11 protein-coding genes are annotated in these 15,269 nt (G+C 52.1%); 7 read left to right on the top strand and 4 right to left on the bottom strand.

What is annotated here, in order from left to right:
• Positions 1-41: 41 nt before the first annotated feature.
• The 3 genes from pgk to tkt all read right to left on the bottom strand — a co-directional run bounded on the left by pgk (position 42) and on the right by tkt (position 4,591).
• Positions 42-1,205, bottom strand: a complete 1,164-nt coding sequence (gene pgk, locus ACOTXI_RS19595) for a phosphoglycerate kinase (protein ID WP_008499732.1) — start codon at positions 1,203-1,205, stop codon at positions 42-44.
• Between the two features lie 49 nt (positions 1,206-1,254).
• Positions 1,255-2,274 carry an erythrose-4-phosphate dehydrogenase gene (epd, locus tag ACOTXI_RS19590; protein ID WP_058653974.1) on the bottom strand — a complete coding sequence of 340 codons (1,020 nt, stop codon included), beginning with the start codon at positions 2,272-2,274 and terminating at the stop codon, positions 1,255-1,257.
• Positions 2,275-2,599: 325 nt separating this feature from the next.
• Positions 2,600-4,591 (bottom strand): transketolase, encoded by a 1,992-nt coding sequence (gene tkt, locus ACOTXI_RS19585; protein WP_021242065.1) that lies wholly within the window; start codon positions 4,589-4,591, stop codon positions 2,600-2,602.
• 272 nt (positions 4,592-4,863) lie between these two features.
• Here tkt and ACOTXI_RS19580 point away from each other — a divergent pair, with 272 nt between their 5' ends.
• Positions 4,864-5,622 carry a M48 family metallopeptidase gene (locus tag ACOTXI_RS19580; RefSeq protein ID WP_021242066.1) on the top strand — a complete coding sequence of 253 codons (759 nt, stop codon included), beginning with the start codon at positions 4,864-4,866 and terminating at the stop codon, positions 5,620-5,622.
• Between the two features lie 209 nt (positions 5,623-5,831).
• A complete protein-coding gene (locus ACOTXI_RS19575; RefSeq protein ID WP_058653975.1) occupies positions 5,832-7,100 on the top strand; it encodes an OprD family outer membrane porin in 1,269 nt (422 codons plus the stop codon).
• 52 nt (positions 7,101-7,152) lie between these two features.
• Here the strand turns inward: ACOTXI_RS19575 and speB are convergent, their stop codons facing one another.
• On the bottom strand, positions 7,153-8,073 hold the full coding sequence (speB, locus tag ACOTXI_RS19570; RefSeq protein ID WP_008499737.1) for an agmatinase: 921 nt from the start codon (positions 8,071-8,073) through the stop codon (positions 7,153-7,155).
• 448 nt (positions 8,074-8,521) lie between these two features.
• Here speB and ACOTXI_RS19565 point away from each other — a divergent pair, with 448 nt between their 5' ends.
• From ACOTXI_RS19565 to ACOTXI_RS19545, 5 genes are all read left to right on the top strand, one after another.
• Positions 8,522-9,082, top strand: a complete 561-nt coding sequence (locus ACOTXI_RS19565) for a fimbrial protein (RefSeq protein WP_008499738.1) — start codon at positions 8,522-8,524, stop codon at positions 9,080-9,082.
• Positions 9,083-9,145: 63 nt separating this feature from the next.
• Positions 9,146-9,880 carry a fimbrial biogenesis chaperone gene (locus ACOTXI_RS19560; protein WP_084831971.1) on the top strand — a complete coding sequence of 245 codons (735 nt, stop codon included), beginning with the start codon at positions 9,146-9,148 and terminating at the stop codon, positions 9,878-9,880.
• A gap of 32 nt (positions 9,881-9,912) precedes the next feature.
• Entirely contained in the window at positions 9,913-12,495 is a 2,583-nt protein-coding gene (locus ACOTXI_RS19555; protein ID WP_053086470.1) for a fimbria/pilus outer membrane usher protein, read from the top strand.
• A gap of 6 nt (positions 12,496-12,501) precedes the next feature.
• Positions 12,502-13,512, top strand: a complete 1,011-nt coding sequence (locus ACOTXI_RS19550; RefSeq protein ID WP_421633958.1) for a fimbrial protein — start codon at positions 12,502-12,504, stop codon at positions 13,510-13,512.
• A 17-nt stretch (positions 13,513-13,529) separates the two neighbouring features.
• Positions 13,530-15,263, top strand: a complete 1,734-nt coding sequence (locus tag ACOTXI_RS19545; protein WP_058653976.1) for a ShlB/FhaC/HecB family hemolysin secretion/activation protein — start codon at positions 13,530-13,532, stop codon at positions 15,261-15,263.
• Positions 15,264-15,269 lie beyond the last annotated feature (6 nt).

Below are 15,269 nucleotides of genomic sequence, written 5' to 3'. Positions count from 1 at the left end.
GCGCGCTGAAAATTGGGCAGGTTTCCCTGCCCTTGAATGGCTTACTTCTTAGCGCGCTCTTCGAGCATTGCTACTGCTGGCAGTACTTTGCCTTCCACGAATTCGAGGAATGCGCCGCCACCAGTGGAGATGTAGGAGATCTTGTCAGCGATACCGAACAGGTCGATTGCTGCCAGGGTGTCACCACCGCCTGCGATAGAGAACGCTTCGCTGTCTGCGATTGCGTTAGCCACGATTTCAGTCCCTTTGCGGAAGTTCGGGAATTCGAACACGCCAACAGGACCGTTCCACAGGATAGTTTTTGCGTTTTTGAGGATTTCAGCCAGTTTCTGTGCAGAAACGTCGCCCAGGTCCAGAATCTGCTCTTCGTCTTTGATGTCGTTTACAGATTTCAGGGTCGCGGTTGCGGTTTCGGAGAACTCGGTCGCGACGCGAACGTCAGTTGGAACCGGGATATCACAGGTACCCAGCAGGCGTTTGGCTTCGTCAACCAGGTCTGCTTCGTACAGGGATTTACCGACGTTGTGGCCCTGAGCGGCAACGAAGGTGTTCGCGATACCACCGCCAACGATCAGCTGGTCAGCGATTTTAGACAGAGAATCCAGAACGGTCAGTTTGGTAGAAACTTTAGAACCACCAACGATAGCGACCATCGGACGAGCAGGCTCTTTCAGTGCTTTACCCAGCGCTTCCAGTTCGTCAGCCAGCAGAGGACCGGCACACGCTACGTCTGCGAATTTACCGATACCATGGGTAGACGCCTGAGCACGGTGAGCCGTACCGAATGCATCCATCACGAATACGTCGCACAGTGCAGCGTATTTTTTGGACAGGGTTTCGTCGTCTTTCTTCTCGCCTTTGTTGAAGCGAACGTTTTCCAGCACAACCAGCTCACCGGCTGCAACGTCAACGCCGTCCAGGTAATCTTTCACCAGGCGAACCGGGTTGGACAGTTTGTCTTTCAGGTAATTAACCACTGGCAGCAGAGAGAACTCTTCGTTGTACTCGCCTTCAGTTGGACGACCCAGGTGGGAGGTGACCATCACTTTCGCGCCCTGCTTCAGAGCCAGCTCGATGGTTGGCAGAGATGCACGGATACGCGCGTCGCTGGTCACTTTGCCATCTTTAACCGGTACGTTCAGATCGGCACGGATGAAAACGCGTTTACCAGCCAGATCCAGATCGGTCATCTTAATTACAGACATGGTGAATCCTCTCGTTGATTCTTAAAGTTTTGCAGACGCACGATGCGCCTTACCTGAAACCTTGAGCAGCCATTGCTAACGTGGTGTCGAGCATTCGGTTAGCAAAGCCCCATTCGTTATCACACCAGACCAGCGTCTTGATAAGGTGTGCGCCACTGACCCTCGTTTGCGTGCCATCGACGATGGCGCTGTGCGGGTCGTGGTTAAAATCTACTGAGACCAACGGTAATTCCGTATAGTCAACTATACCATGAAATGCCCCCTGTGCCGCTTTTTGCAGCAACAGGTTGACTTCACAGGCTTTTACCGGTTTTTTCACCGTCACGCTAAGGTCGATCGCGGTGACGTTGATCGTCGGGACGCGCACGGCAATCGCCTCAAAACGATCGTTGAACTGCGGAAAAATTCGGGTAATCCCAGCAGCCAGCTTTGTATCCACCGGAATGATTGACTGGCTCGCTGCACGCGTGCGCCGTAAATCCGGGTGGTAAGCGTCAATGACCTGTTGATCGTGCATGGCGGAGTGAATCGTGGTCACGGTGCCGGACTCAATGCCATACGCATCGTCTAACAGTTTGATGACCGGAATAATGCAGTTGGTGGTACAGGAGGCGTTGGAAACAATGCGGTGTTCGGCTTGCAGCTCATGCTGGTTGACGCCAAACACGACGGTCGCGTCGAGGTCGTTACTGCCGGGATGGGAGAACAGGACTTTTTTCGCACCTGCCGCGAGATGCGCTTCGCCATGTTCGCGGTTGCCATACACACCGGTACAGTCAAGCACCACATCCACACCCAGTTCACGCCAGGGAAGCCCGGAGATGCTGTTCTCATGCAGCACACGAATAGCGTCATCACCCACAAAAAGCTGATCTCTTTCCTGGCGCACATCCCAGGCAAAGCGTCCGTGGCTGGTGTCATACTTCAACAAATGCGCCATACCCGCAGCATCCGCCAGTTCATTGATTGCCACCATGGTCATTTCCGCCCGACGTCCGGATTCATACAAAGCACGAACCACATTACGCCCGATGCGACCGAAGCCGTTAATCGCTACGCGTACGGTCATAGATCTCCTGCAAAGCAATCCCTGAGTTTGAGGTGGCTGAAAGAGTAATCCAGCTACGCCCGAAGGGGAATCCTTGCTGTCACAAACTGCGATTGATTGGTCATTTGTCGAACATTTAATCGACTGAAACGCTTCAGCAAGAATAAGCGAATCGGGGAATAAAAGGAATGTCTGTCCAGATGAATAAGCGAGCTATATGACTTGCGTCACATTTTAGGTGGAATAATGCTTACAAAAAAGCCGGGTGGCGCGCTAGCGCTTACCCAGCCTACTTTCGAGCCATTTGTAGGCCCGGTAAGCGTAGCGCCTCCGGGCAAAATGGTGATTACAGCAGTTCTTTCGCCTTCGCGACCACGTTCTCAACGGTGAAGCCGAACTCTTCGAACAGCAGTTCTGCCGGAGCAGATTCACCGAAGGTGGTCATACCGACGATAGCGCCGTTCAGGCCCACGTATTTGAACCAGTAGTCAGCGATACCCGCTTCCACTGCCACACGCGCGGAAACCGCTTTAGGCAGTACGGATTCACGGTAAGCAGCATCCTGCTTGTCGAACGCGTCGGTAGACGGCATGGAAACCACGCGCGCCTTCACGCCTTCGGCAGTCAGTTTTTCCCATGCGGCAACAGCCAGTTCAACTTCAGAACCGGTAGCGATGAAGATCAGCTCTGGCTGGCCCGCGCAATCTTTCAGCACATAACCGCCGCGCGCGATATTCGCCAGCTGCTCTGGGGTACGTTCCTGCTGTGCCAGGTTCTGACGGGAGAGGATCAGCGCGGTAGGACCGTCCTGACGCTCAACGCCGTATTTCCACGCCACCGCGGATTCAACCTGGTCACATGGACGCCATGTGCTCATGTTCGGGGTCACGCGCAGGGAAGCCACCTGCTCTACCGGCTGGTGAGTTGGGCCGTCTTCGCCCAGACCGATGGAGTCGTGGGTATAGACCATCACCTGACGCTGTTTCATCAGCGCCGCCATACGCACGGCGTTACGCGCATATTCAACGAACATCAGGAAGGTAGAGGTGTACGGCAGGAAACCACCGTGCAGGGAGATACCGTTGGCAATCGCAGTCATACCGAATTCACGTACACCGTAATGGATGTAGTTACCGGCAGTGTCTTCGTTGATTGGCTTAGAACCGGACCACAGGGTCAGGTTAGATGGCGCCAGGTCAGCGGAGCCGCCGAGGAATTCAGGCAGCAGAGGACCGAACGCTTCAATGGCATTCTGAGACGCTTTACGGCTCGCGATTTTAGACGGGTTCGCCTGCAGCTTAGCGATGAATTCGTTCGCTTTCGCGTCGAAGTCAGACGGCATGTCACCTTTCATACGGCGGGTGAATTCAGCCGCTTCCTGTGGGAAGGCTTTCGCGTAAGCAGCGAACTTCTCGTTCCATGCCGCTTCTTTCGCCTGGCCTACTTCTTTTGCATCCCACTGAGCATAGATCTCAGATGGGATTTCGAATGCAGGGTATTTCCAGCCCAGCGCTTCGCGGGTCAGGGCGATTTCCGCATCGCCCAGCGGCGCGCCGTGGGAGTCGTGCGTACCCGCTTTGTTCGGAGAACCGAAGCCAATGATGGTTTTGCACATCAGCAGGGACGGTTTGTCCGTCACAGCGCGCGCTTCTTCTACTGCACGTTTAATCGAGTCAGCATCGTGGCCATCAACGCCACGCACAACGTGCCAGCCGTAGGCTTCGAAACGTGCAGCGGTGTCGTCAGTGAACCAGCCTTCAACGTGACCGTCGATGGAGATACCGTTGTCGTCATAGAACGCAACCAGTTTACCCAGCTTCAGGGTACCTGCCAGGGAGCACACTTCGTGAGAAATGCCTTCCATCATGCAGCCATCGCCCATGAACGCGTAGGTGAAGTGGTCAACGATGTCGTGGCCAGGACGGTTGAACTGCGCCGCCAGGGTCTTCTCAGCAATCGCCATACCCACAGCGTTTGCAATACCCTGACCCAGCGGGCCGGTGGTGGTTTCTACGCCAGCGGTGTAGCCCACTTCCGGGTGACCTGGAGTTTTGGAGTGCAGCTGACGGAAGTTTTTCAGCTCTTCGATAGGCAGATCGTAGCCGGTGAGGTGCAGCAGGCTATAGATCAGCATAGAGCCGTGGCCGTTTGACAGCACGAAGCGGTCGCGGTCAGCCCATGATGGGTTCTGCGGGTTGTGGTTCAGGAAATCGCGCCACAGAACTTCGGCGATATCAGCCATACCCATAGGGGCCCCTGGGTGGCCGGATTTGGCTTTCTGTACTGCGTCCATGCTCAGCGCACGAATAGCATTAGCAAGCTCTTTACGTGAGGACATTTTAACTCCAGATCGGACTGTTAAAGGCCATGCCCTTGACGACAGCGCGTTTTGGGCTACGCCGGAAAAAAGTGCCAACAATGTAACCCAAGCCGCAAGTCATGTACATGGAGCATTCTTTTGCTTGTTAAGAAATCTCTGGATCATGCTCGCATGTTGCGCAATCTGCTCGCCCGGCCCTGTAGATATTCCTTATACTTAGCCCGACACCGGCTTCGCTGACGGTGCACTTTTCGGATTTTATTCAGATTAACGAGTACGGAAGCAACCTCATGAAAATGCGTGCAATAGTGCTGGCCCTGGGTACAACGCTCCTGCTGAGCGGCTGTCAGAATATGGACTCTAACGGTCTGATGACGTCAGGCGCAGAGGCCTTTCAGGCCTATTCCCTGAGCGATGCGCAGGTAAAAGCGCTGAGCGACCAGGCCTGTAAAGATATGGACGGAAAAGCCACGCTTGCGCCGGCTAACAGTACCTACACGCAGCGTCTGAATAAGATTGCTTCCGCGCTGGGCGATAACATCAACGGCCAGCCGGTGAACTACAAGGTGTACATGGCGAAAGACGTCAACGCCTTCGCGATGGCAAACGGCTGTATCCGCGTTTACAGCGGGCTGATGGACATGATGACCGACAACGAAGTGGAAGCGGTCATCGGCCATGAAATGGGCCACGTTGCCTTGGGCCACGTGAAGAAAGGGATGCAGGTAGCCCTGGGCACCAATGCCATCCGCGCAGCGGCAGCATCTGCAGGCGGTATCGTTGGCAGCCTGTCGCAGTCACAGCTGGGCGACGTAGGTGAAAAGCTGGTGAACTCTCAGTTCTCCCAGCGTCAGGAGTCCGAAGCGGATGACTACTCCTACGATCTGTTGCGCAAACGCGGCATTAATCCATCCGGTTTAGCCACCAGCTTCGAAAAACTGGCCAAGCTGGAAGCGGGACGTCAAAGCTCTATGTTTGACGATCACCCTGCCTCAGAAGAACGCGCACAGCATATTCGCGACCGTATGGCCGCAGACGGAATTAAATAATTTCAGAAGGAGGCAGTTTTGCCTCCTTTTTATTTCGCATGAATTGTTAACTTAACAGCACGTATCGATAACACCCCTGAAAGCCCCGCCAAATCTGCCCTGTCACATCGAAACACCTGGTCACATAATTATTGCAAAGGTCACTTTTTCCGGTAATTATCCCCCCTGCAGTTATTCAATTAATATATCCAGACAGAGACGTTCCCTCCGTGAAAAAAGAATTATCATTAATTGCTTTAAGTTTATTTGCCGCATTACCTGCCGCTGCAAGCCAGCAATCCGACAGCCAGGGTTTTATTGACGACAGCCATCTGGACCTGTTTTTACGCAATGCGTATATCAGCCGTGATTATCATCAGGGCCAGCAGGACAAAGCCGAATGGGGTCAGGGGATCATCGCCACGTTTGCATCCGGCTATACCGAAGGACCGGTTGGCTTTGGTGTGGACGGTATTGCTCAATACGGCGTGCGCCTGGACGGCGGCCGCGGCAAGAGCGGCGCGGGCGGCATCGACTTCTTTAAGCAGGAAGACGACGGCCGGGCAAAATCCGATCTGGCAAAGTTTGGCGCAACCGCCAAAATGCGCATCTCGAATACCGTACTGAGCTACGGGAATCAGCGACCAGAATTGCCTATCGTGAATGCCGACAGCTCCCGCCTGCTGTTTGAAAGCTATACCGGCACCATGCTGACCTCAAAAGAGATCGATGGTCTGGAAATCAACGCCGGTTATTTCACGGACGAGCAGCGTAAAAGTGACGACCGCCACGACAGCGGGCTGAAGAGCCTCTCCTTCGGCGGCGCGAGCTACCAGTTCAACGACCAGTTCAGCGGCGCGCTTTACGCCTCTCACAATGAAGAGGTGATGAACAAGCAATATCTGGGCCTGAACTTCAAACAGCCGTTCAGCACCGGGCAGCAGCTGGTGCTCGACTTCAACGGTTATAACTCCCGTCTGGACCAGAGTTATGCGGACAGCCTCGACACGGGCCGCAGCAACGCTATCTGGAGCCTGGCGGCGAGCTACATCTGGGATATTCACACGTTCAAAGTGGCGTACCAGCAGAGCAGCGGCAGCACCGGCTACAACTACGGCGGCTACCGCGACCAGGGCGGCGTGGGTGATGGCGGTAACACCATCTGGCTGGCAAACTCCTACTGGTCTGATTTTAACGGCGAAGATGAACGTTCCTGGCAGGCATCCTACGGTCTGGACTTTGGTGGCCTTGGCCTGCCGGGTCTCAGCTGGACCACCGCCTACGTGCGCGGGGACAACATCAAAACCGCAGAAACCAGCAACGGCAAAGAGCACGAGTGGTTTAATCAGATCCAGTACCAGGTGCAGGAAGGCCCGGCGAAGGATCTGAAACTGAAACTGCGCTATTCCGTACTGCGCGTCTCCAGCAACGCCAGCGATTATAACGTGGGCGGGGACGAGATCCGCGCTTACGTGGAATACCCGTTTAACGTCTTTTAAAGGCAATAAAAAACCTCTCCAGGGAGAGGTTTTTTATTACGCCAGAAGAGGCTTATTCGCCTTTTTTGGCTGCCTGGATGTAGAGCATTTCCAGAGCCAGGGTCGCTGCGGCCAGCGCAGTGATCTCGGACTGGTCATACGCAGGCGCCACTTCCACCACGTCCATCCCGACAATGTTAAGATCCTTCAGGCCGCGCACCAGCTTGATGGCACGGTCTGAGGTCAGGCCGCCGATCACCGGCGTACCGGTACCCGGTGCAAATGCCGGATCCAGGCAGTCGATGTCGAAGGTCAGATACACAGGCATATCACCCACGATCTGCTTCACCTGCGCGAGGATGTCATCAACACCGCGATCGTTAACCTGACCCGCATCCAGCACGGTGAAGCCGTTGTCTTTGTCGAATTCAGTGCGAATACCGATCTGCACGGAGTGGTTCGGGTCGATCAGACCTTCGTTCGGCGCGGTGAAGAACATGGTGCCGTGGTCAAACTCACAGCCGTTGGCGTAGGTGTCGGTGTGGGCATCGAAGTGCACCAGCGCCATTTTACCAAAGTGCTTCGCGTGGGCGCGCAGCAGCGGCAGGGTCACGAAGTGGTCGCCGCCGAAGGAGAGCATGCGCTTACCGGCAGCCAGCAGCTTCTCGGCGTGGGCCTGCAGCTTTTCGCTCATCTCACGCGCGTCGCCAAAGGCGTACACCAGGTCACCGCAGTCCACCACATTCAGACGCTCGCGCATGTCGAAGTTCCACGGGAAGCGGTTGTGCTCCCAGGCCAGGTTAGTGGAAACCTGACGGATCGCCGCCGGGCCATGGCGGCCACCCGCACGGCCTGACGTTGCCATGTCGAACGGCACGCCGGTGATCACCCAGTCCGCATCACTGTCGTACGGCTGGAAGTTCATCGGAAGGCGTAAAAAACCAAACGCGTTAGATACCAGAGAGTTATCGTACTGATGACCTAAAGTGCTCATGTCCTGTCCTCGTATCATAGATAGACGATCGTTGCTAAAGGTGAAAAAAAATCCCTTCCGCGTCGTTAAGCCCGACGAGGAAGGGATCGTTTCATATCGTAATGCTGTATGGCGCTAAGAATAGCGCCTGAATCCATTAAATTCAAGCGACTCATAAATACAACATATATAGACAACCCATCCTATTCATCAAATAAAATCATAGCCATAAAAATATTATAATCTTTACAATCCATATATTTTCCAAGTGAATATTTAATTCATCCCACCATCTATTTCGCCCTTGTAATTCAAAGGAAAAAACGCCTCATACCATATTCATACATACATAAACAGCATGAGACAGTCTCAATTCGGAATTTATTTAGTTTCATCCTGTGGTTTTCTCTTTTTTTACTCCCTACAATCCCGCCGCTTTATTAAAATTTATGTCTAAATGGAATTATCTATGAACAAATATTTAAAAATTGGTCTTTTTACCATTCTGGCGGGAGCGGGTTCTGCAGCAGCGGCAGAAGATGGCACAATTACCTTTGACGGAACGATCAGTGACGCCACCTGTATTATTACAGGCGGTGACGCACAGGGTGAATCCACCTCTCCTGATTTCACCGTGCATCTGCCAAGCGTCAGCACCACCGCGCTGGCCACTGCGGGTCAGCGCGCGGGAGACACGCCATTCTTCATTAAACTGAGCGGCTCAAATTGCACCAACAACAAAGTCGCCAGCGTCTTCTTCGAACTGGCACAGAGCACCAATATCAACACCGCGACCGGTAACCTGAAAAACACCGTTACCACGGGTGGTGCCGATAAAGTTGAAATCGGTCTGTTAGATTCCAGCAAAGCTGTTTTGGATTTGAATACCGCAAACAATAACCCGAAAACAGCAGTCATTTCGGGTAATACCGCTCGCTTCGACTACTGGGCGCAGTACGTTGCCACCGGCGGTGCGGCAACAGCCGGTAAAGTCACCACTGACGTCATTTATTCCATTAAGTATCAGTAAGACCTTTGAGCAGTGGGAGTGATCCCACTGCTTTCCCTGCCACATTTAGGAACGTTGAGCCTGATGGTCAGTAATATTCTCAAAGTAATGTTAATGGTGACATTGACGTGGTTCCCCTGCGCCAACGCCACTATACAAATTTTAACAACTCGTGTGGCATTCAATGCAAACGAGAGTGAACAAACCGTTCGCGTAAATAACCTCAGTAAAAACCCGGAGCTGGTGCAGGTCTGGCTTTCCAGCACCGACAAAACCGATGGGACGGAGAAGGAGAATCTTCCGTTCTTTATCAACCCTCCCGCTGCGCGCGTTAACGTTCAGAAAGGGAAAGTTTTCCGTATATTCCAGACAGAGGAAGCCGCAGGAAAATACCCGAAAGATCGCGAAACCCTGCTCTGGCTAAACGTATTGGATATTCCACCTGAACTGCCGGAAGAGGCGGATCGGAATCAGATAAAAATGGCGTTCCGCACGATGATCAAATTTTTCTATCGCCCTGCGGGCCTGAAAGGCAATCCCATGCAGGCGGGCGACGATCTGAAGTGGGAACTGCGTAAAGTGGCAAAGGGCTACGACGTGGTGGGAACCAATAACTCGCCTTTCCACGTGAGCATGACGAGCGTGTGGCTAACGAATGCCGACAATAAAGACATTGAGATCCCCGGTGACATGATTGTCCCTTATGGAACGCTGGTTTATCACTTTCCGCAGGTGAGCGCAGTGAGTGGACGCGGCATATTTAAATACAATTATATCACTGATTTAGGCGCATATATTAAGCGCACCTATAACTTTTAACTTTTTATACGTTCTACCTTTCGGAAGGTCAAATGTCCGCACGCCATAATAAATACAGGCTTCTCAAAAAAGCGAAAAGTACCCTTGGCCAGATAATGATTCTGGCATTGTGCATTTCAGGCCAGGTTAACGCAGAAACAGAAAAAAAAGCGGTAAACTTTTCTCGCGGCTTTATGAATTTCTATGACAGTGGATTAGACCTTAGCCAGTTCGACGGGGTAGATAAAATCCAGCCAGGTGATTACAAACTGGAAGTATTTAGCAACTTGCGGAAATTAGGAACCTGGCCCATTTCATTTATTCCGGCAAACAATACGCAGGGCGTAAATGCCTGCATGACGCCGGAAATGATTATCCGCTTTGATGTCGATACCAGCAAACTGCCGGAAAACTGGAAGACGGGCCGCTGCCTGATCCTCGAAACGCTTATCCCCGGCGCGACCGTCACCTACAACCAGGATGATGAGCGCCTGGATGTCACCGTTCCGCAGGCGATGCTGCTCAATACACCAGAGGGTTATATCAGCCCTGAACTATGGGATGACGGTGAACCTACCCTCATGGCCTCCTACGCGCTGAGTGGTTCAAGCACGCGCAACCGTGAGTTAGGTGAAACCAGCAACTATCTCTTTGGTAACCTGCAAACCGCTATGACGCTCGGAGCGTGGCGTTTTGTAACCTATGACACCCTGAACCTCGGCAATGATATTGAGGATGAAGGGGTCGATCATCTGCAGGCATTTGCCAGCCGGGGAATTGCGGCCTGGCAATCTGAAGTGGTGCTGGGCGATCTCAACACCAGCGGGGAGATGTTTGATACAACGGCTATTCGCGGCGTCAGACTCGCCACCGACGATCGCATGCTGCCGGATTCCGTGCGCAGCTATGCGCCTGTCGTTCGTGGTTTTGCCAACAGCAACGCGACGGTCACCATCAAGCAGTCTGGCAGTACCCTCTATGAAAAAGTGGTTCCCCCTGGCGAGTTTGCCATCAGCGATCTCTATGCAACGGGCTACAACGGCGATCTGGAAGTCACCGTCAAAGAGACCGATGGCACCATCAATACCTTTACCGTCCCCTACTCCAGCGTTCCGCAGCTGCTGCGCGAAGGCTATTTTCGCTATTCGGTCTCCTCGGGTGAAATCCGCAACACATTTCTTGCCGATGATCCGTGGATGACGGAAGGCACGCTTCAGTACGGTTTGCTTAATAATCTGACCGGTTACGTAGGCGCTCAAACCGCGTTTGATGGCGATTACAACGCCCTGCTGGGTGGTGTGGCTATCAATACCCCGCTGGGGGCATTAGGCCTGGACGTTACCCGCTCTTATACGAACTTTAACTCCAGCACCGGGAGCGATGACTGCGGCTCACTGTGTGACATGTCCCTGCGTATCAGCCTTGCTAAAAATCTTTCCGAAACCGGGACAAATTTCAGCCTGGTGGGTTACCGCTACTCCAGTAAAAATTACTACTCGCTGTCGGATGCCGTCAGCGTGAAGCAGGCGCTGGAGCATGGTAACGACCGATATTTACCCGAACGCTATCGTGAACGCCTGGAAGCAAACATCAACCAGATGCTGCCTGCGGGTTGGGGAAGTTTCTACGTCAGTGGTTTCATCGGCAACATCTGGAACGATGAACTGGGCCGCACGGAAAAATCCAACTACGCGCTGGGATACAACAACCGGTTTGGCTCGTCGACCTGGGGCATTTCGCTTGGCCGAACCAACAATGAAGACGGTGGTCACGACGATACGATCTACCTGAGCGTATCTATGCCGCTCGGCCATCGTTATGAAAAACAGGCTCGCCTGGGAGCAAACTTTAGCTACAACAGTGATGAGGCCACCATCCGCACCTCGCTCAGCGGCTCGGCCGGCGAGCGATCGCAGTATGGCTTTAGCGGCTATTTCAGCGAGTCCAGCAGGCCGGAAACCAACTTCGGTACCAACCTGTCTTATGTGGGCGATAGCGCTTCCGGCGGCGTCGCGTTCAGCCAGTCCCTCCATAGCTTCATGGGCGGTTTGAACATGAACGGTGGCGTGGTTGTGCACCGTGGCGGTATCAATTTGACCCCAACGTTAGGCGACACCATTGGCGTGATAGAGGCCAAAGGCGCTGAAGGGGCAAGAGTTTACCCTGATTCAAATGCGGTCATTAAAGATAACGGCTACGGGATTGTCGGCTATCTGACGCCTTACAGATACAACGATGTCTTCATTGATCCAAAAGGTACATCAATGAGTGTCGATGTAGAGGATACGCGTAAGAGCATTGTGCCAACCGCCGGTGCCGCCGTGCATATCAAAATGGAAACACAGCAGAAGCAACAGACCTTTGTGCGCTTCACACATGCCTCCGGGCAAAAGATCCCCTTCGGCGCATCCATTACCGATGGTAGCAATACCACGCTCGGTATGGTCGGACAGGGTGGCCTGGCAATGCTGACCTTACCTGAACCTGGCAAGCCGATCGTTATTAAATGGAATAGTAATAAGGTGATGAACGCGTGCTCAGCAGAAGTCAATCACCTTTCTGATAACAGAAACACCCGCAACATGAATAAAGCCGCCTCCTTTAATGCAATAGATATTCTCTGCAAAGGCCTTTAACAGAAAATGAATAAATACATTACTACTCTGCTTTATCTCGTTTTATTATCCGTTTTATGGATGTTTACCCTTGAAGCAAAAGCCTCAGCGTGCAGACTCGAAGGCGTGGAAAAGGTTTTAAATATTACAGACGACATTACGTTAAACCCTGCGGATAAAGGCTCCACTGGAACGGTCTTATGGTCGAAAACGTATACTGCACCTAACATCAAATATATCTGTGATGAATCAACGCAAACGCAGTGGCACACCGCTTACAGCCGAAATTATCTCTCTTCCTCGGTAGATAAAGTCTATACAACCGAAATTCCGGGTATCGGTATTCGGATGAAATGGCCAGCCAACGCAGGAAACACCTGGGTGCCGGGTAACTCCGGCTCTCCGGTGACCTGCAGCCCGAGCTGTTCTATCGACAACAGCACCGTATTGGTAGAATTCGTGCAGATAGGTAATATTAATCAGGGAGAATCCGAGATCCCTGCCGGCGAAATGGTTAACGTAAAAGTCAAACCTTTGCTCACGCCAGAGGATGCGCTTCGTATTCTTACTATCAATTTCTCAGCGCCAATTAAAGTAAATACGCGTTCATGTTCCATTTATCCCTCGTCGACCAACGTCGATTTGGGGACCTACAGTATTGCTTCATTCCAGAATACGCTAAATTATCAAGGTGATAAAAAGGACTTTTCTATTACCATCACATGCCCGGAACAGGCACAAGTTGGCTTAACTTTCTCTTCCCTGATCACTACCAAATTCGCATCAATGAACGGTCTTTTGGGCGTCGAGACCGGCGAAGGCTACGCGAAAAATTTCGCGATAATGGTTTACGAAAAATCCAGCCCTTATGTCTCATCGGCCCTTGTTCTTGGAAAAGAATACCCTTTCCAGGTTTCATCCCGCTTAACTAAAAACTATCAGGCCCAGATATTCGTTCCTGCCGAGGTTAATCGCGAAAACTCATTAAGTGCTGGCAGGGTGGTCGGCGCAATTCAATACACCATGGCTTTAAGATAATTATCAAGGAGAGATTCGTGCTTCAGCGTTTTTCAAAATATGCACTTTTATTAGTGCCGTTCATTCCTGTGGCTCACGCTACGGCGGCACTCCCTGGTCAGCAAAATAAACAGGAACTGGATCGTCTTGAAAGACAAACCAGCCAGGCATTAATAGAAGAAGCCAAGCGGACCGAGCAGTTAATCCAGCAACAAAAAAAAATGCGCGAAGCCGGAGATGAAACCCTGGCCAGCAGCGACTCGAACTGGAAATTTCAGGTCAATCATATTGTCATCCTTGATGATACGCAGTTTGACAACTCACCGCAGCGTCAGGCGATTATCGATCGCTATGAGGGCAAAATGCTCGGTCGAACAGAAATATTTGAACTGGCCAAAGAACTGACCGATTTTTATATTTCTCGTGGTTATGCCACGACGCTGATTGGTGTTGAGCCCGGTAATATCAAAACGGGCACACTCTCTCTGCGGGTGATGTGGGGAAAAATACACGATCTTAAGGTTAACGGGCAACCGCCGTCCTTCCGTGAACGCACGCGCATGTTCACTGCCTATCCTTTTGCGAAAGACAAGATTCTGAACATGCAGGATGTCGATCAAATGGTCGAAAACCTGCTGCGCGTTTACCCTAACGACAATATTGAAATTCAACCGTCTGTTATAAACAGCTATTCCGATCTTAATCTGCTGCACGTGCCTGCATTCCCTCTTTCGGTCACCGCGGGTCTTAACAACTCTGGCTTTAAGGCTGACGGCTGGCAGCAGTATTATGGCAGCGTAACCGCTAAAAACATTGCCGGCATCAATGATATTTTCAACGTTTATTATTCATGGAATAACCTGAAGAATAACCAGGATAATCAGGATTCGTGGTCAACGAGTTACAGCATCCCACTGGGTTATTGGTCGTTTGACGCGCTTTATTACAAATCCAGCTACGACAAAACGCTTGCCGGCAATAACGCCAGCTACGCTTCTGACGGAGATTCTGACCGTGCTTCTCTGCGTGTCAGCCGCATGCTCGGCCGTAACGCCACGGGTAAAACCAGCTGGTGGGCAAAAGTTGAAAGACGTAATAGCAACAACAGCATTGAAAACCAGCGTATAGACGTCAGCTCTAAAACCTATACCTCCATTTCGTCGGGCGCTACCTGGGTCGGCGCTCTGATGAACGGCTGGTTCTATGGCGATGTGGGCGTGACGGCAGCGGTTCCCTGGTTTGGTTCCGCCTGGAAAAACGATGCCGACCTTAAAGGGTTTGACCTTGATTACGTCAAGTACAACGGCATTGCCAGCTGGACGCGTCCGCTTTTTCAGTCTGGCCGTTTAGGTGGCGTGTATGAACTCAACGCAGGGTTCCAGTACACCCCGAACGTACTGGTTAGCGATGCAAAATTAACGCTGGGCGATGAATTCACCGTACGCGGCTTCAAGGACGATAGCCTGCTGGTTGATAGCGGCGGCTGGATCGCCAATACCCTGCAGTTTCCATTCGATGTTGGCGTCGGCGGTATCTATCAGCTTATTCCCTATGTAGGTTATGACCTGGGCTTTGCCAAAGATAATTGCCCGAAAGGCGTCAACGTATGTGATAGCCAATTCATGATGGGTGGCTCTGTCGGGATTAAAGCTACCGGTAGCCATTTTTCAACGTATGTCCTCGCGGGCTGGCCTATAAAAAAACCAGATTCACTGGAAGAGAATACCGTCGATAACACGGTCGTTTATTACAAGATGGAAGTAACGTTCTAATTTAAG

Origin of the sequence: Enterobacter cloacae complex sp. BZL2005 (assembly GCF_049238885.1) — a bacterium.
GTDB lineage: Bacteria > Pseudomonadota > Gammaproteobacteria > Enterobacterales > Enterobacteriaceae > Enterobacter > Enterobacter roggenkampii.
The sequence above is the reverse complement of the archived record's forward strand: the minus strand, read 5'-3'. Positions and strand labels throughout refer to the sequence as shown.